The organism is Anaerocolumna chitinilytica (assembly GCF_014218355.1).
In the GTDB taxonomy this organism is placed as follows: Bacteria; Bacillota; Clostridia; order Lachnospirales; family Lachnospiraceae; genus Anaerocolumna; species Anaerocolumna chitinilytica.
This window is the reverse complement of the sequence record NZ_AP023368.1, coordinates 1,164,820-1,184,416: the sequence shown is the minus strand read 5'-3', so window position 1 is coordinate 1,184,416 and position 19,597 is coordinate 1,164,820. Positions and strand designations below refer to the sequence as shown.

The following is a 19,597-nucleotide window of genomic DNA, read 5'->3' as shown; positions in this document are numbered from 1 at the left end:
CCATGCAATATAAGACATATATGATAATCATCCGGAAAGAACGGTAAGTGAAAACAATCCTACAATTTTCACTTATTGTCAGCAATATCGCAAGCAAGCTTGCGATATGTGCTGGCTAACCTCTCTTTATAGCAAGGGGTTCCTTATTCCGCTTCATGAAACATTTTATGATTATGTTTCATATTATACTATATTTTCTAAGCAATTTCCACAGGATAATGCATAAGTTTTGAATTATTTTTTGGAAATTTTGATTTCTTTGTCGATTAATTCGACAAGCGCGGTATCTCCGCTTTTAATATTACTGTCCAGGATTTCTTCCGCCAGTTTATCTTCAATATTAGTCTGTATCGCTCTTCTTAAAGGTCTTGCACCGTAATTCTGGTCAAAGCCTTTCTCTGCGATGTGGCTTATAATATCATCATTGATCTCAAGGCTGATATTCATCTGCTGCTTTGCTCTCTTCGTAATGGAGGAAAGCATAATACCAACGATACTCTTGATATCTTCTCTGGTCAGAGAGTGGAATACAATCATCTCATCAATTCGGTTAATGAATTCCGGCTTAAAGATTCGTTTTACTTCCTCTAATACTCCTTCTCTCATCTTCTTGTAATCTTCCTTCTCATCACTCACAGAAGCAAAACCAAGTCGTTTCGGTGCTATAATATTCTGAGCTCCGGCATTGGAAGTCATGATAATAATGGTATTCTTAAAACTTACTTTTCTTCCCTGGGCATCTGTAATATGTCCGTCGTCCAACACCTGCAAAAGAATATTAAAGACATCCGGATGGGCCTTTTCTACTTCATCAAAAAGGATAACAGAATAAGGATTCTGTCTTACCTTTTCACTTAACTGCCCGCCTTCATCATATCCAACATATCCCGGAGGGGAACCGATAAGTTTTGATACACTGTGTTTCTCCATATATTCGGACATATCAACACGTATCATGGAATTCTCACTGCCAAACATCGCTTCAGCAAGAGCCTTAGACAACTCCGTCTTACCGACACCGGTCGGCCCTAAGAAGAGGAAGGAGCCAATGGGTCTTCCCGGATCTTTTAATCCTACACGACCTCGTCTGATGGCTTTTGATACGGCAGATACGGCATCCTCTTGGCCAATAACACGCTCATGGAGTATTTTCTCCAGATTCCTTAACCGCTCGGATTCTTCTTCGGCAAGCTTTCTCACAGGAATCTTAGTCCAGCTTGATATGATATCTGCAATTTCATTTTCTCCTACTACAAGCAGATTATCTTGCTTTTCTTTTTCTGACTTCACCTGAAGTGCATTCATCTTTAAGGTTATTTCTTCCTGTTGTCTCTTTAAATCTCCGGCTTTTTCATACTCTTCACTCTTAATAGCCTGTTCCTTCTCTTCTTCAAGAGCTTGAATCTGACCTTCCAGATCTTTTATCTCTGGGGATGTGATATAAGTACTTAATCTTACTTTAGAGGCTGCTTCATCCATTAAGTCAATAGCCTTATCAGGAAGATAGCGGTCATTGATGTAACGGCTTGACATCTTTACAGCAGCTTCTAAGGCTTCATCTGTAATCTTTACCTTATGATGGGCTTCATAGCTGTCTCTAAGCCCCTTTAAGATAAGAATTGCTTCCTCTTCGGAAGGTTCTTCCACCACTACCGGCTGGAATCTTCGCTCAAGTGCCGCATCCTTTTCTATATATTTACGATATTCTTCTCTGGTAGTGGCACCGATTAACTGAAGTTCTCCTCTGGCTAATGAAGGCTTTAGAATATTAGAGGCATCGATTGCTCCCTCTGCACCGCCGGCACCAATGATGGTATGAATCTCATCAATAAAGAGAAGCACATTGCCATCACTCATAACTTCGCTGATAACTTTCTTAATACGCTCTTCGAATTCTCCTCTGTACTTAGAGCCTGCAACCATTCCGGATAAATCAAGGGTTAAGACTCTCTTATCCTTAATTACTTCGGGAATATTTCCTTCTACAATCTTTCTGGCAAGACCTTCTGCAATAGCAGTTTTACCAACTCCCGGTTCTCCTACGAGGCAGGGGTTATTCTTCGTTCTTCTGCTTAATATCTGTATAACTCTCTGAATTTCAGTTTCTCTTCCGATTACCGGGTCAAGCTTTCCTTCTCTTGCGTATTCTGTTAAGTCTCTGCTGTACTGGTCAAGAGTAGGTGTATTGGATTTGGCTTTTGATTTGCTTTTATTCGCTGAATATTCGTTCTTAGCAGTGTTCATATCCGCACCGATTGCAGTAAGCAAATCAACATAAAGTTTTTGCAGGTTAGTGCCTAAGGTATTAAGCAGTCTAACCGCAATACAATCGGATTCTTTGATAAGAGCAATTAAAATATGCTCTGTTCCAACTGCCTGGCTTTTTAATCTGACCGCTTCCTTGAAACTCTGATCTAAAATTCTCTTAGATCTCGGTGTAAATCCATCAACTTCAACAGCTTCCATGGTGGAACTTGGTGCAATAAGCTGATTTACAAGTTCCAGCACTTTATTCACATCTACTCCATTTTTCTCCAGTACTCTGGAAGCCACGCCATCGGATTGTAAAAGTCCGATGAGCAGATGTTCCGTCCCAACATAATTATGGGATAATTTATAAGCAATTTCTGTGGCGTTATTAATGGCACGTTTTGCTTCCTCTGTATATCTCTCGTTCATATTATACCTCCTGCATAACGCAAATCTGTCTGCGTTACTGCTTAATAAGTGGCTTGAAAGGAACTTTCAAACTTACCCCTTTCGTGAATATAAATCTCCGATCTAATATTCCAAAAAACGTAGTTGATAAAAGCTTCATGATTATAAGGTTTTATTATCATATTCATGATTGCGTAGTTGAAATGCTTCATTTTAAACCATATCGGGAAGTTTTTCCCTGATATAATCTGCCCTGAACCTGTCTCTTTGTGCACTACCCATATTTTTATCCAGTAGGCATTGCAGGTTTCCCGGCTGAATTTCCATCATCAATTCATGAACATTACAGTCATCCTCTAGATGCAATAATTCCAAATCTATTCCTAATTTAACTTGTGAAAGCAAGGTCATAGCATCTGATGATGACAATTGTTTTGCATACTTTAAGACTCCAAAGGAACGGTGAACTTTATCTTCAAATTCATCATAATTGTGAGTCAGTATATATTCCCTGTACCTGCGTTCCTGCTTCATAACCTGCTCTACGATACGGTTAAGGCTTTCTATAATTTCTCTCTCTGTACTGCCAAGGGTCTTTTGGTTGGATATCTGATATAGATTTCCTACGCTTTTCGAAGCTTCCCCATAGGTACCTCTTAGTGCAATACCGTATTGTGAGAGCTCCTCTGCCAGCTTTACAATCTTACCGGTTACATTAAGTGCCGGCAAAAACATCATGTAGGAGGCTCTGAGTCCTGTTCCGACATTGGTAGGACAGGAGGTCAAATATCCGTATTTTTCATGATAAGCATAATCGAAGAGTTCGCTGGCGACATCGTCAGCCGCATTTGCCTCTGCAAATGCTCCCATGATATTCATTCCGCCGGTAATGGATTGTATCCGTAGATGATCCTCTTCGTTTAACATAATGCTGATTCTTTCATCCTCGGAGAGAATCAAACCGGTACTTTGCTCTCTTGCCAGCAGAAGGGGACTTATAATATGCCTTTCTACCATCGCTGTTTTTTCAGAATCGGTAAGTCCATCTATGTTACAGCTATAAAATTTCTTTTCACTCTTACTCTCAAGAACAGGCGTTGCTGCTTTAAGATTCTCTACCAATTCAAGAGCCTGTTCTTCATTTAACTTCGCCGAAAAAGGGAAGGATTTCAAATTTCTTGCCAGGCGTACACGGCTGGAAATTACAACATCGTTATTTTTACCAATTTCCTTATACCATTTAAGCATTATTAATCTCCTCCTTTTTTAATTGACGGATTCGATCTCTTAACCTCGCTGCTTCTTCAAATTCTTCTTTTTCGATGGCATCCTGGAGTTTTATAGAGAGTTTATCTATCTCTGACAACTCTTTTACAATCTTTTCTGTCCCTGATTCAAATCCCTTTGGTTTCTTCCCGGTATGAGTATCTGAGCCTTGGATATTTCGAAGGCTCTTTTCCAATCCTTTTTTAAAACTATCGTAGCAATCTGCACAGCCAAAGCGCCCTTCTTTTAGAAATTCAGAATAAGTCATACCGCAATGATCGCATACAGGTTCTTTCTCTGTCTGCTCTGCCCCATGAAGACTTCCGGGAGCTGCATAATTACCAAGAATGGAGGATAAAAGACTTCCCAAGGTTATTTCTTGATTTGACATACCTGAACCCATTGAAAAAGAGGTATATTCCAAGGCACAATCTTCACACAGATGCTGTTCTTTCTTTTCACCGTTTATGATTTCAGTATAATATACTTTGGCTTGATTTTTTTTACATTTATCACACAACATAGCTACATCCTCCTGTCCGGATGTGATTTCGGTTACGGTCACTTCTCTTTATCAACGGAACAGAAATCACAGAATATACGATCTACAATTTCATGGACTTCGTCACTGCTGATGTTCTTGCAGACTGCTTTGGCAAGAATCACTCTAAGCTCTCCTGATAGTTCTTCCATAGCTTTATATTTATCGGCACTTACTGCAATTACCGCACCCTTTCTACGATCCAGCTTTAAATACCCCTGCTGTCTTAAGATAGTATATGCCTTATTCACAGTATGCATGTTAATACCGATATCATCTGCTAGATCTCGAACAGAAGGCAGATTGTCGCCCTCCCTGTACTCAGCATTCGCAATACCAAATATAATCTGATTACATAGCTGGATATAGAAAGCTTCATCACTATTAAAATCAATAGTTACTATCAAATTAGCCACCTCCTGAAATGTTCGTTATATTTGTTATACTGTCAGTATAACAAATATCTTCTTAAAGTCAAGTTTTTTTTATTGATCTTCTGTGCTCTTATTCTTTAGAACCATTCGTATAATTCCAATTGCCAGTGCGCTGCATATTCCGGTTAAGACTGCTGCCACAATTCCAAGAATCATAATTTGGTTCTGATAATGTTTTATGTTTCTGGAATTCTTAGGTATCACCAGCTTCTCGCCACCATTTAAGGAAACGGGATTAAAACGTTGAATCGTATTTTCTCTTCTGTCTAATTGGTAGAAACCTTTAAGCCCGCTTTTATTCTCACCATAGATTAAAAGGAAATCACTCTCTAAGTCCGATTTATTTGCGTATACAGTTATCGTTGTACCATTTACGATTAAAGAGGTCTTTTCAAATCCATCCGGTATTTCAACATCCTCCCCCGGTGTCAGCAGTTTTAGGTAGAAAGCCCCTGTAAGATAAGTATCTTCTGCATCTTTTTCAAGCTGCAATTTACCGATTGCGTCCTCATTAATACCTGCATTTTCTTCTGGCTTTGTTTCTTCCGGTGCTGTCTCTTGTGCCGCTTCCTTGATTACATCTAATGTATAGATCTTTGTCTTACCGGATTGTGCCTTTACTCCGATTTCAACTGTATTATGCCCGGTTTTAAAATCTTTATTTCCGGTTATGGAAACTGTAGCCAAGGCATCCTCAGAAAGAGCACTGATTACCAGCTGATTGATATCGGAAGCTACCGATACTGAGTAGTTGGTAGTATCCTTTGAGAATACTGTTGATAATGTTCCCGGTGTTATTTTAAGTTCTTTTAAATCAGCATTATCAGAAGTGGATTTATCCGAGACTACCTCGATTTTTAGTTGATTCTGGGAGACTGACATATTGTCACCTGCATCAAAGGTGTATACACTTGTCTCATCACTCAGAGAAAGTGTTGTTTCCCCATAATTTATTGCGTGAAATTTAAGAGCATATTTTCGTTCGGAATCACCCTGTGGGACTCCCGTATCGGTAATTTTTACAAGGCCTTCTCCTCCGGCAGCTACTTTGCTTTCATTGTCAAATTCCAGTATATCAGCATTATATGACAGATAGCCTTCAAAGTCTCCTATAAGGTCATCAGAAGTCAGATAGATACTTACAATCACAGTATCACCTTTCTTCACTGACTTATTATCTGCTGTGATATCAATATTAGCACTGGCTGCCTGGCTTACTTTAAATGGCAAAAAAAGCAATGCCATTACAAAGGCCAGTTTTATTATTATCTTATATTTGTTTTTCATAGCTTCCTCCATTCCGCCTCACATGCCGGGAATCAATTTACTAAAAGCCCGAAGGCATGGTTTTTATTTAGGCTTTACGTATTTTTTTGTTTTTAAAAAAGCCGCATTGCGGCTTTTTATAAATAGTCTGCTGTATGGATTTATTACCCTTAAGGTGTAACAGCAGCTTCTCTGAATACATTGATAATATAACTTCTTATGTTGCCATTCTCTGCAGTAACATTTACTGATACTGTATTCATTCCTTCATTCAGCAATACATTTCCTGTACCGGAAACTGTTGCTTTGGAACTAACGGCTGCGGCAGACACATTGACCGAAACTACCGTATTCGGAACAATAATGGAATACTGTTGGTCAACTTTTAAATCAAAGGTTGGAGATAGGGTATATCCGCTTACGGTAAGTGACTTCAGCCAGTTATTAGGATTATAAGCTTTTGCCGGTACCGAACAAACGGTGGACGGCATATTAAGATATACCGGTATGGAAAAGACCAAAGGCATTGTGCTCATATTGCTGTATGCAGCATAGGTTTTTGCAGCTTCTGCATTGGGTGCTTCTATGTTTGACATGTACTGGTGAGAGAACGTGGAGGTTGAAGTCAAATTAAACTTCTGAAGATATATGGTATCCTGTCCTCTCTTGATATATGTACTTCCGATTATATAGGATCCGCCTACAATAGCTTTATATGGATTGTTCCAGGGTATAAGGTACAGACTGTTCAAGCTGCTGCTTGTAGTACCGCTCTTTGCGTATTTTAAACCATTAAGAACAGCTCCCCCGGAAGATGTACTGTTATATGCTCCGATATTAAAGAAGTTATACAACCCCTCATAGCCGGATACTTTACCGCTTACACTGTTACTTAATGTAGTGGTACCGGTTACCACTTCCTGCTTAGAACGGCTGGCAAGATGATAAGGGCTTACCCCGGAATAACTGGCGGCATCCATAAAAGTCTGAGAATAAGTCTTTGTCATAGCATTTCCGTTATCATCTGTGTAGTTGTAAGCTGTATTGTAAAGAGGCGTATTATAAAGAATATTTTCTACCCCTGCTGCATTCTGATATTGGGCATTAAATGCAAGGGTTTCAAATTGAAATATTCCCTTTTCCGTCAGAAAATTCCTTGGATCCATATAATACTTTAATCCATCGCTTGAAGGTGTAACCCAGGTAGATCCGTCAAAGGGTACAAAAGAATCTGTTTCCCACTTGTAAGCTCCTGCTGCAAAGGACAGCCATTCAACACTTTTTGATTTTGTTATCAGATTTACTCCCAACGTACTTTCCTTTGTTACAGCGGTTTGCCAGTCAATTCCTGTCTGAATTGCATTAAATACCCAGGTAGGATGTGTTTGATGAAGTATTCTTAAATTCGCTTTATAGCTTTCCGGAAAGCCTTGTGCTGTTAGATATCCTTCAAAATCAGTATCACTCATACCGCTTCCCGGGGTTGTTGTCGGAGTAGCTGCGTTATAATTTAAGAAATCCATAGCCGTGGAATCTACAAATCCTCCGGTACCATTGGCGATATAAGCTGCCTGTACATATCCTCTTGCTTCTTTCCCGCCTTTGGTAAAGCTAACGTAATGCCAGGAAACAGAATTCTGAACTGATGAATTTAAAATGATAACTTTTTCGCCGGGTGAAAGGGTCACCGGAGCATAAGTTGTTGTTAGCAGTAAATCCTGACTGTTTGTTATATTCACATATACATAAACCTGCCCTGTAAACTGCACAATCCCCTCTGTCCCAGATGTAGTAGGGGTTGGTGTCGGGGTACTCGTGGGGGCCTTCGTGGGCGTCGGCGTTGGTGCTTTTGTCGGCGTTGGCGTTGGTACTTTCGTTGGGGCTTTTGTCGGGGTCGGGGTTGGCGTTTTTGTTGGGGTAGGGGTTGGGGTATTAGTTGGTGCTTTCGTTGGCGTTGGGGTAGCGGTCGGCGCTTTCGTTGGCGTTGGGGTCGGGGTTATGTTGTTCTTTGTAAAGGATATCAGATTAGCAGGAATATAACCCGTATACTTAACGGTACCTTTCTTATAGGTTACCCGAAACCATTTCTTTCCTTTAACATCGACTGTTTCAGAAAGGATTGAAACAGCTGATTTCGCTGCAATAGATATTCCTTTCTTTTTCCCATCCGTTATAACTGCCGAGTTATCCGCCGCTGATTTCTTAAGGCTTACTGCGGCTGTTACTGTTCCGCCTATAACTTTGTCCCCTGTCAGTTTCACATAATCACTGATGGTATAGCCTGTACCTGTCTTTTTATTCACAGTATAGGTAATCTTATACCATTTCTGAGAGTTTTTAATTATTTCATCTATTATTGTAACCTTTTGATTCTTGCTTAATGCGATAATTTTTGTAGCAGTAGTACCTGCACTGCTCCTTACATTGACATTAGCAGCGGTAATAACAGCGTTTATTTTATAACTGCTGTTACTGGGAGGAGTAGTATTGCTTGTTCCCGGAGTTGGGGTTGGGGTTACAGTTGGAGTAACTTTTGGCGTTGGAGTTACAGTTGGTGTAACTTTTGGTGTTGGTGTAGGAGTAGTATCGTTGGTGTTTTGTTTCACATATGTACCAAGTATGTATCCTTCCGTCTTTAGACCGTTAAAAGTGAAGGATATAAGATACCAGTCTCCCACTTTCTTTACTAAAGTTACTGTTTCTCCTTGTTTTAGGAAAGCATTACTCCCCTTTACTTTTACAATGTCATAGCTTGTCCCAGGGCCTGAACGGATATTCAGACTTGTGGCAGTAACTGTTCCTTTGCTTTCAGCATGTACTTCTAAATTATACACCGGTATTAGCTGTATTATAAGGACCACCATGCATAACAGAAGCCCTATCATTCTTTTATACATATACTTTCTCATCATAATTCCCTTTCTTTTCCTAAGACACGGTTTCCACATTCTCCCTATTTGCCCATAATTGTACATAATACCTATGTCACTTTTGTGACATATGGGCACTTTTGTGACATATGGGCACTTTTTGACATAAGCACATTTTTTGACACAAGTCCATTTTTGACATAGATTCCTTTTTTGACACAGGTCCCTTTTTGACATAAGCGCACAGGTCCCTTTTTGATATAGGTCTCTTTTTAGACACAGGTCCTCTATTGTACAAATTCTCTTTTCAGGATGAATATCGACACAAAAAAAGAAAAGGATGAATACCAATATTTTCATCCTTTTCCTCATTTAAATCATGTAACTATGCTCTTTCATAATTGTGTTTATGCCTCATCAATTGCTTTACCAATATCATTTCGATGATATTTATTGGCAAACTTTACAACTTCGGCTGCTTTATAGGCATTTCTTCTTGCTTCTTTCAGATTGCTGCCCGTAGCCGTAATTCCAAGCACACGTCCTCCAGCCGTTACGACCGCGTCATTTTCCTTTTTGGTACCGGCATGAAAGGCAAAAACACCTTCTGTTTTCTTTAATTCTTCCAAACCATCTATCCTATAACCCTTTTCATAGGCAAGAGGATAGCCCTTGGAAGCCAGTACTACACATACCGCTGCATTGTCTTCAAATTCCAGCTTTAGCTTTGAAAGACATCCATCGATACAGCTTTCAAAAATATCAATAAGATCGGTTTTCAGCCTTGGCAATACTACCTGTGTTTCCGGATCACCAAATCTTGCATTATACTCCAATACTTTCGGCCCGTCTTTTGTAAGCATCAATCCGGTAAATAAGATACCGGTAAAACTTCTGCCTTCCTTTTTCATTGCATCCATTGTAGGCTTATAAATATATTCCATGCAATAATCATTGATTTCCTGAGTGTAGAAAGGGCTAGGAGAAAAGGTTCCCATACCGCCTGTATTAAGACCTTCATCGTTGTCCAGAGCTCTTTTGTGATCTTGGGCACTCGTCATAACAGCAATATCGGTTCCATCACAGAATGCAAGAATTGATACTTCTCTTCCGGTCATAAATTCTTCAATTACTAATACATCCCCTGCAGCTCCAAACTGTTTATCTTCCATGATACTTTTAACACCATCCGCTGCTTCTTCCTTTGTATTGCAGATTAAAACTCCTTTTCCAAGAGCAAGTCCATCTGCTTTTAATACTATGGGATAGGAACAGTTTTCAAGATAATTATAAGCCTCTTTGGCCGTATGAAATGCCTCAAAGGAAGCTGTAGGAATATGATATTTTTTCATTAATTCTTTTGAAAATGCTTTCGAGCCTTCAATCATTGCCGCATCTTTTTTGGGTCCGAAGATTCTTAAGCCTCTCTCAAGAAATACATCTACAATACCGCCTACCAAGGGATCATCTGGCCCTACTACTGTCAAATCAATTCCTTCCTTTAGGGCAAAATCGGCAAGTTTATCAAATTCCATTACACCGATTGGCACACAGACTGCATATTCTTCTATACCGGCATTCCCCGGTGCGCAGTAAATTGCTGATACCTTCTTGCTTTGTGCGATTTTATAAGCAATGGCATGTTCTCTGCCACCGCCTCCGATTATAAGTACTTTCATATTCTTTACTTAACTCCCATCTGCTCGCTCATTCGTTCCTATTCTCAACTCGAACCTTACCATCCTTATACACTACCTGGCTGTTGGCAATTAAATTAATAGCTTTGGGAAGAATCTCCCATTCCGCTTCTTCCATTACGCGTTTTTGGAGACTTTCAGGTGTATCATCTTCCATGACTTCCACTGCCTTTTGAAGGATGATAGGTCCGGTATCAGTCCCTTCATCTACATAATGTACGGTTGCTCCGGTGAGTTTCACCCCTCTGTTAAGAGCAGCTTCATGGACCTTCAGCCCATAATAACCGCTGCCGCAAAAAGAGGGAATTAATGAAGGATGAACATTAATAATGCGTCCCGAATAGAATTTTATGATAGATTGGGGAACCACAACCAGATACCCTGCCAATACGATAAAATTCACTCCATATTCCTGTAACTTCTCAAGTAATGCCTGGTGGAAGGCTTCCCTGCTCTCATATCTTTTAGGGGACACTACCTCCGCATGGAGATGGTTTTCTCTGGCACGGGTCAAGGCATAGACCCCTTCTTTATTACTGATTACTACATTTATTCTGGCATTGGTAATTTTGCCATTGTTTATGCTGTCAATAATCGCCTGAAGATTGGTTCCGCCGCCGGATACCAGTATCCCTAAGTTTAGCATAAAGTTACTCCTTTATCCCCTTCTTTGATTTCTCCAACGATATAGGGGGTCTCACCAGCCTCTTTCAGCAGCTCGATAGCTTTGTCAGCATTTTCTTTATCAACTGCAATCAGCATTCCAATTCCCATATTATAAGTATTATACATTATCTTCTCCTCAATAGAGCCATCCTTTGCAAGCATGGAGAAAATGGGAGGTATGGGGTAACTGTCTTTTTTTACGAAAGCGTGAACTCCCTCCCTTAACATTCTGGGAATATTCTCATAAAAGCCGCCTCCGGTTATATGGGAGCAGGCCTTAACTGTTACTTTTCCGTTCTTTAAAGCTGCAAGTGCCTTTACATATATGCGGGTAGGTGTTAACAGAGTTTCGCCTAAGGTACCGCCAAGGATTTCATAATGGGTATTTAACGCCTCTTCTTTCATATTGAAGACTCTTCTTACGAGAGAATAACCATTGCTGTGAATACCGGAAGAGGTCAGACCAATCAATACATCTCCTGCTTTTAAATCTTTGCCGCCGGTCATATCCTTACGGTCAACAATACCAACAGCAAAACCTGCCAGATCGTATTCATCCACAGGATAAAAACCCGGCATTTCAGCCGTTTCTCCGCCTATTAATGCCGCTCCTGCCTGTCTGCAGCCTTCTGCTACACCACTGACAATTGTCGCTATTTTCTCAGGATCGTTCTTGCCGCAGGCTACATAATCCAGGAAGAATAAAGGTTCACCGCCGGCACAGGCAATATCGTTGACACACATGGCAACACAATCAATACCGATGGTATCATGCTTGTCCAGTAAAAAGGCAATCTTGAGCTTCGTTCCTACTCCATCGGTGCCAGAAACCAGCGTAGGCTCTTCCATGTGCATAAAATTCTTTAAGGAAAAGGCACCTGAAAAGCCACCAATACCAGTCAATACTTCCTTTCTCATAGTCCTATCGATATGCTTTTTCATCAACTCTACGGCCTTATATCCAGCTTCTATATCCACTCCGGCGTTTTTGTAATCCATCTTTACCCCCGTTCCGCCGCTCTGGGCGGCAATCAAATGCTGTAGTATTGTTTCTTATTTATTGCTTTCTTTTAAATATTCCTGGTAACCTATTTTAGCCAGCTTCTCTGATTTTGCTGCCACTGTTTCCTTTAATCCGGCTGCATATTCTTTGATACGTCCAAGTAATTCTTCATCAGAAGCTGCAAGTATTTTAGCGGCCAGTATACCGGCATTTTGAGCTCCGTTAATGGCTACCGTTGCCACCGGGATACCAGCAGGCATTTGTACGATGGAGTAGAGAGAATCTACACCGCCAAGAGATTTTGTCATGATAGGTACACCAATTACCGGAAGAGAAAATATAGCCGCCGTCATTCCCGGAAGATGAGCAGCACCGCCGGCACCTGCAATTATAACTTTGTATCCCTTATCTTCCGCACCTTTAGCATAATCATAAAACACATCCGGCATTCTATGGGCGGATATTACTGTAATATCATATTCAACTTTTAATACCTCTAATACCTCTGCTGCCTTACTCATAATTTCCAAATCCGAATCACTGCCCATAACAATTCCAACTTTAGCTGCCATGTTAAGTCCTCACTTTCCATCAAAGGTTTATATTTATAGTGTAATGTAAACTTTTTAATGCTTACATTTTATCATAGCTGCGTGCTTTTGTCTTATGGTTTCCTGTTATTAATTTCTTATTGTATTTATTAACACAATTAATAAAAACGTGCTATTATGAAGAAAATCATATAAATAAAATAACCGGGTACGTTATCCATACCCGGTTATTTCTTATCCCCTATCTATTATTTTATCCCGATAAAAGGTCTGTACATTATTTATTGTGAAACAAAAGTTGAGAATAATTTATCTTTGTCCGTTCCACTCACAGTAATGTCATAACCGACAAGTTTGAAGGTATTATCACCGGTCTTAACCGCTGTGGCTTGTACTGCATTCACTGCCAATGCTGCGTTGATTTTACTTACAAGCCCATCCATCGTTGCTACATCCGTATTCAAAGTAATATTAGCCGTATGAATCCCGTCACTGACAGAAAAACTGCGGTTTGCGGAAGTATCAAGGTCAGTCCCCTGGGCAGTCAGTGTGTTAAAGAAATAAGACGCATCATTTCCGCTGATAGTAATTCTATTCTGCAAGCCCTCATAGAAAGTACTAAGGGTAAAGGTATCTCCGGAAAAGCTCGCACACCAGAGAGTACGGTTCATCAGCGCATCCGCACCACCCTTTTTGTAAAAATAGTCCTGCAGAAAAGATTCTATAGCTGAGCCAACCAAGGCTGCTGTTGAAAATCCCTGGTCAGATGTAATATTCCAATTCAATGTAATGGGTATTACATTACCGGCTCCGTCTGTTATGGTAAAACTCTTGCTGTTGCTTCCGCTGAAATCACTGGTAGTCATTGATTTACTAACAAGAGAAGCTGTTGAACTGTTAATTGTATCAAAGTTAAAATTTGAAATAATCAGGCTGTTGATTATTTCAGGAGGTACATACACTGCAGCTGTAATATTCATCGTTAGCACATCTGTTGTGTCAGTTACCCTCCGATCACCATCTCCTTTGGTAAGAGTTACCTGAAAGGTGAAGCTTCCGTTTGTTCCGTTCGTATTTTCTTCACTTCCGGGAACCGGGGCCATATAGGAAGTTCCGGTTACTGTTACCGTAATGCCCTCTAAACCAAGAGCTGATATCAACGCTTCAACCTTTCCCTGGGCTTTTGCTTGGGTGTCCGCTTCAGTCTGTCCGGCTGTAAAAACAGTCTGAGCTAGTTTAGTGCCTGCACTGGCTATTGCAGCACTATTTTCAGCAATAGCAGCCTGCCAGTCTATAAAAGCTTGTACCGTATTAAGTCTGTTTACCAGTTCTGTCTTTTTCGTGCTTTCCGGCAAAACATTCACGAGGGAACCCGCTGCATCAACGTCTGCCTGGAGCTTACTTGTTTCTGCTTTCTCTATAGCAGTCTCTGCCTGTATTACTTTTATAACAACGTTTAGCCGGTTCTGAAGACCGATTTTTGTAGCTCCCAAATTCAGCAGGTTGATAAGAGCCTGTGCTGCATCTGCATCCTCCTGGCTGTAGCTGGTTTCAGCTTTTATGACTGCTGCCTGCGCCTCTAATTCAGCCTTGGCGGCAGCAATAACAGCTGCTCTGGCAATCACTCTCTGCTCCAGCTGTGTTTTCACAGGAATCTCATTTACATATCCAATAGCATCTTCTGCAGCGGCTTTTACTCCGTTCGAAAGCATAATATTCATCAATGAATCAATAGGAACTGTTTCATAAAGCTTAACTGCTGCCTCTGCTGTGAGCTGCGCCTTTGTTTCGGCAATGATAGCTGTTTTTTCAGTAATTCTTTGTAAAAATCCTGCCCGTACTGTTTCATTAACCACAGCATTCGCCTTATTCTCAGCGTCTGTGCGTTTTGCCTCAGACAATGTAATCTCAGAAAGATTAGATATCGGTGCAGCCTCATAGAGAGCTACGGCCTCTTCTGCGGAAAGCTCTGTTTCCGCCGCTGTTATCCTGGTATCTTGCTTTGTAACTCTATCCAAGAGCTTCGTCTTTATCTCTGCATTAGCTACCAGATTAATGGCAGCCATTGCCGCATCCCTTAAATCTTTGGCAGCTTCAATATCCGCCGTGGATACAAGGTTTGCAGTTTCGTAAGCATGAACCGCCTCCTCTGCCAGTAATTCTGCTTTGGCCTCTGTTATAGCAGTTGCTTTTGCTGCGATTCTTTGTAATAAAGCCGTCTTGACAGTATCATTTCCAATGCCGTTTACTGTCAAAGTTACTGTTTCTTTCAGACTCTCCGCTGCTAATATTTCATCTTTGGTCGATAAAGAAGCTGCTTCCAATTCTGATACTGCCTTTTCACCTTCCGCTTCTTTTCTTGCTTCTGCAATCTTAAGCGACCTGTCTTCTATTCTTTGCAGTAATCCAGCCTGAACTAAAAGGTCTGATACCTCCCTAACTGCATTCTCGGCAGATGTTTTCAAATTCTCTGCCTTTGCTATTTCTGCCAGGGTTGTCAGAGGGGCTGTTTCATATACTCTTACGGCTTCCTCCGCAGTTATCTGTTTTTCAGCCTTTGTAACGGCAAGTGATCTCGTAAGAATACGCTGCTCTAACTGGCTCTTTTGGAGCGGATCCTTTACACTGCTTACCGCAGTTTCAGCAACTGTCTGCAGCTGCTTTGCAGCCGTTATCTCTGCACTTACAGTAATCGGTGCATCTTCATAAGCTTTCACAGCAGCAATAGCTTCTTCCAACAGTTTACTATCAGAAGCTTCTATCCTGCCGGTAGCGGGACTTAGTAGTATTCCTGTGTATACATTCTTACCGGTTACTTTTACCTTAATATATTTACCGGCATCATTGTCTGAGGGAGTATAGGTCCCTGTTACAGCACCAGCTATTTCCTGAAAGGTTCCGCTGGCAGTATCCCCTATCATCCACTGATACGCTATATCAGCATTCTCTGGTGTTACAGGACCAGCTTTCAGTTCTTTTCCAGCCTGATAATCACCTGTTATATTACCAAGAGCTGTGATTGGGATGTATTGGATTTGTTGTCCTCCGGATGGGTTATTCTGAGAGGATGCCGAACCGGAGATACCGGTCTCACCCGCAGCTACATTCATTCCTCCTTTACTGTCCGTTGTAATAACGACAGTACTGCTTGTCTTGTTTTCCACCGAAGCTACAACAGACTCTGACTTTTTATCAATAGAGGATGTTTCCGCACCTTTCTCCAGTTTTACCTCTGCATCTGAATTCAAGGACAAATTTAAGGGTATGGAAGATGTAATTTTACTTCCCTTGGCAGTATCCTCAACCGTAACAGGTATTAAATTACTATTGCCGGATAATGTAAGTGTGGAAGGATATAAGACCTGTACCTGTTCTACAGTTCCCATTACATTCAGATTCAGTAATGTATCTGATCGGTCGATAACAATTCTCTTTACGGTTACATTGCTGTCTATTGTAACACTTGCAATATCATCCTTTAAATAAATAATATTCCCGTCTGCCAATTCTATCCAGGTATGATCCTTAATAGCTTGTATGATAACTTTCTTAAACTGACCATAATTCTTTACATCAGAATTTGCTGCATTTACGTACAAGGTGGTATCGGTATAGTTACCCTTTGGTATTACAAATTTCATGTCCTTATCCGTAGAAATAGTAAATTCTTTGGCTCCGCCGGAAAGAAACCTTTCCAGTTCATCCTGAGTAGCTGCTGTTGAGCGGCCGCTCTCAACTTTGATTGTTACCCAAGCACTTGCTGCTGTAATATAGTTCTTGTACTTTTCTTTGTCTTTCAACCATAAATTATATTTGGCATCACTCTGAAAGCTGACCGCTCTTACCTGAAAGCTTCCTGCTTTTACCGGAAATACACGGCCTTTTTCCGAAATACTGCCAACGCCTGCTGTATCCTTTGCTATTTCCCAACGTGTTACTCCCTTTGTCTTCTTTCCTTTTCCTCCTGCCGTGTTAAGGACAGTATAATGAAAATCCGTATAATAACCGGTCTTTACCGTATTATCAGAAGGTAAACTGCTAATTCCAACTTTCGTTATATTATTAAGTACGGTAACACTGGCTTCTGATGAAACTGCTTTCCCGCCTTTATCTGTTATTCTGCAAATGATATAGGCTGTACCTGCCTTAACCGCTTTTATAGTACCGGTTTTATTATCAACCTTAACCGCCTCCGGTACCCCCTTTTCGGTATTAACGTACCAGTAAATTGTTGTTCCCTGCTCTTTTAACTTATCTTTTACAGTGAGCTTAACGGTATCCTTGCCGCCTAGATACAAATATACTTTTGGGTTATTCAAGTACTGTTCCGTATTCTTTACAAGATTCGTTTTAGCCTGTACGGGTATATACACGGCTGTTAACCCAAATACCATAGCAGCCATAATAAATATAGCTAGGACAAATATTCTATTCTCCAATCTTCTCATAATTTACCTCCTTTTGAGTCATTTGTTAATTTTTGTAATAAATTCTCATCTATATAAAAACAAATCTTAATGAATTTGTTAATATTTTCTTCTAAAACAGCGAATGCGAATGGTTTTTACACTATTCGCACTGGTTATATCACATTATTTAATTTATATCATTGGATACCGATGGATTCTTCTCTGCCCGCAGAGTAAATATAATCGTGGTACCTTCTCCCGGCATACTTTCAGCCCAAACGGTTCCGCCCATACCTTCAATACAGCTTTTCACAATATATAAACCGACTCCTCCCTCACCGTCTTTTTCACTTCTGGAGCGGGATACCTTGTAAAAACGGTTAAAGAGATAAGGTATATGTTCTGGGGCAATACCGGTACCCGTATCTTTTATTCGTATTTCAGCCTTGTTCTCAGGCATCAGCTTGCCACTGACCGTAATATTGCCGCCTTGTTTTGTATATCTTACAGCATTATAGATAATATTGTCAAATACACTCCAGATCCGCTCATTATCAGCGGATATATAAAACTCTTCCTTCAGATGAATAGATAAGGTTAAACCAAGGCTCAGGATATAATCATTATACTTTTGATAGACTGTTTCCATTAATTCATCTGCTCCAATCCAACTAAGTCGAAAAGCCAGCTGCCCTGTTTCGATACGGGTCACATCAAAGAGATTTTTAATAAGCCGGCTTATGGTAAGGTTCTTATTATATGCCACATTCAGGCAGGACTGCTTCTCTTCTTCGGTCAGGTTTATTCTGTCACTTAGAAGGGATTGCAAATTAAGGCTCAATACGGTAATCGGTGTTTTTAAATCATGGGATATATTAACAAGCAGCTCATTTATAGCACTTCTTGACACTGCCAGCTCTTCATTGGCTGTAATTAACTGCAGATTTGCCGTCTGCAATTCATGAGTACGCACATTTACCCTATTCTCCAGGTCCATATTCAATACTTCCACCTGTCTGAAAGCCTCTATATAACGGGCTGAGAGCATGATACTCTGGACTATCATTAATAACAGGAAAGAGGAAATAGCCATCATGAAATAAGTATCTACCAGAAAGATCCGATATGCATAACCCATAAAAACAAAAAATATAAAAGTAAATAGATACAGGTTAAAATAATAATTCTTTCTTCTTTCCGGAGACCGCCATAATAAGAATGCACTAATAATAAATACTGCCGGTGCATAGAGGCACAAAAACAAAATTAACAGCATCAGATTCTCGGTAGAGGTAAAAAGTACCGCCAGGGAGGTAACCACCGGAAGAATATGCCACTTAAAAACAATGTGTGACAATGCTTTCGATTTCGTTAATATCAAGGTAAAGAAAAGTATCAAATAATCGTATAGAAAGTATGAAATAAAGTAAAAGTTATTCTTCATCTTTTGAGATAAGAAATCATAGTGGGCCATTACTCCGCCATTCTCAAAGATAAAACGTGTAAATCCAAAGAGACAGATCAGTGAAAAAACAAGGTAAAGCTTTTCTTTTCGTTGAAGGTATAGTATTAGGTGGTGAATCCCCATCATAAACAATATCCCCAGAGAAAATGCATAAAGACCAAAGCGTCTGATAAAATCACCATATAAAACATTTTCTCTGCCGAGGCGGAGAGAATTAATAATGCCGCTTTTGTAATTATAGAAATCACTGATTGCAATGACAATTTCGGCACGATTATTTTTTGTGGTAAAAGTATAAAAGGTTTCTTTTTCGCCAGGACTTGTGGAAGCTTTCGTATTTCCTGCAAGGCCATAAGCATAAGCTGTTTTATTATTAACCCATACTTTGGCAGCATCTGAAATGGAGGGAATCAATAAAGTCAGGCGTTCTGGCTTATCGGTATGAATTGTCAGCCGGTAAGTTGCACTGCCAAACCTTGGATAATTAAACTTCGTCCATTCTTCCGGCAGATTTATATAGTTGGCTTCTTTCCCCTCAAGTTCCCTTGGTGTTAGGACTTGTCCAAAATAAAATTCCCATTGTCCCTGAAGATTAATGATCTTCTTATCCAATTTCACTTTGGAGATATCCAGTTCTCCGTTTTGAGCCTGCATTACCGTATCCTTTATCGGAAAGCTCATAAAAACTGTCAATATTACAAGACCTGCCACACAAAAAATAAACAGCAGAAAGCTTTTAAGAAATTCCTTTTTTCTCTCCTCCACCTTCAT

General features: G+C 40.2%; 12 protein-coding genes. All 12 read right to left on the bottom strand.

Going from position 1 to position 19,597, the window contains the following annotated elements:
- Positions 1-234: 234 nt before the first annotated feature.
- Positions 235-2,679 carry an ATP-dependent Clp protease ATP-binding subunit gene (locus tag bsdcttw_RS05100; protein ID WP_185258315.1) on the bottom strand — a complete coding sequence of 815 codons (2,445 nt, stop codon included), beginning with the start codon at positions 2,677-2,679 and terminating at the stop codon, positions 235-237.
- 192 nt (positions 2,680-2,871) lie between these two features.
- Positions 2,872-3,906 (bottom strand): protein arginine kinase, encoded by a 1,035-nt coding sequence (locus bsdcttw_RS05095; RefSeq protein WP_185258314.1) that lies wholly within the window; start codon positions 3,904-3,906, stop codon positions 2,872-2,874.
- Positions 3,899-4,447: a UvrB/UvrC motif-containing protein gene (locus bsdcttw_RS05090; RefSeq protein ID WP_185258313.1), complete on the bottom strand. Its 549-nt coding sequence runs from the start codon at positions 4,445-4,447 to the stop codon at positions 3,899-3,901. The genes bsdcttw_RS05095 and bsdcttw_RS05090 overlap by 8 nt, the downstream gene beginning before the upstream one ends.
- Before the next feature lie 38 nt (positions 4,448-4,485).
- Positions 4,486-4,872: a GntR family transcriptional regulator gene (locus tag bsdcttw_RS05085; protein ID WP_185258312.1), complete on the bottom strand. Its 387-nt coding sequence runs from the start codon at positions 4,870-4,872 to the stop codon at positions 4,486-4,488.
- Positions 4,873-4,950: 78 nt separating this feature from the next.
- Entirely contained in the window at positions 4,951-6,186 is a 1,236-nt protein-coding gene (locus bsdcttw_RS05080; protein ID WP_185258311.1) for a cadherin-like beta sandwich domain-containing protein, read from the bottom strand.
- 149 nt (positions 6,187-6,335) lie between these two features.
- On the bottom strand, positions 6,336-9,062 hold the full coding sequence (locus tag bsdcttw_RS05075; protein ID WP_207726494.1) for an SH3 domain-containing protein: 2,727 nt from the start codon (positions 9,060-9,062) through the stop codon (positions 6,336-6,338).
- A gap of 380 nt (positions 9,063-9,442) precedes the next feature.
- Positions 9,443-10,714 (bottom strand): phosphoribosylamine--glycine ligase, encoded by a 1,272-nt coding sequence (gene purD, locus bsdcttw_RS05070; RefSeq protein ID WP_185258309.1) that lies wholly within the window; start codon positions 10,712-10,714, stop codon positions 9,443-9,445.
- A 28-nt stretch (positions 10,715-10,742) separates the two neighbouring features.
- Positions 10,743-11,378 (bottom strand): phosphoribosylglycinamide formyltransferase, encoded by a 636-nt coding sequence (gene purN, locus bsdcttw_RS05065; protein WP_185258308.1) that lies wholly within the window; start codon positions 11,376-11,378, stop codon positions 10,743-10,745.
- The gene (gene purM, locus bsdcttw_RS05060; protein ID WP_185259716.1) at positions 11,372-12,397 is read right to left on the bottom strand and encodes a phosphoribosylformylglycinamidine cyclo-ligase; all 1,026 of its coding nucleotides are present in this window, start codon (positions 12,395-12,397) and stop codon (positions 11,372-11,374) included. Before purM ends, purN begins: the two co-directional genes overlap by 7 nt.
- Positions 12,398-12,451: 54 nt before the next feature.
- On the bottom strand, positions 12,452-12,973 hold the full coding sequence (gene purE / locus bsdcttw_RS05055; RefSeq protein WP_185258307.1) for a 5-(carboxyamino)imidazole ribonucleotide mutase: 522 nt from the start codon (positions 12,971-12,973) through the stop codon (positions 12,452-12,454).
- Positions 12,974-13,233: 260 nt separating this feature from the next.
- On the bottom strand, positions 13,234-17,400 hold the full coding sequence (locus bsdcttw_RS05050; RefSeq protein ID WP_185258306.1) for a hypothetical protein: 4,167 nt from the start codon (positions 17,398-17,400) through the stop codon (positions 13,234-13,236).
- A 148-nt stretch (positions 17,401-17,548) separates the two neighbouring features.
- Positions 17,549-19,597: a sensor histidine kinase gene (locus tag bsdcttw_RS05045; protein WP_185258305.1), complete on the bottom strand. Its 2,049-nt coding sequence runs from the start codon at positions 19,595-19,597 to the stop codon at positions 17,549-17,551.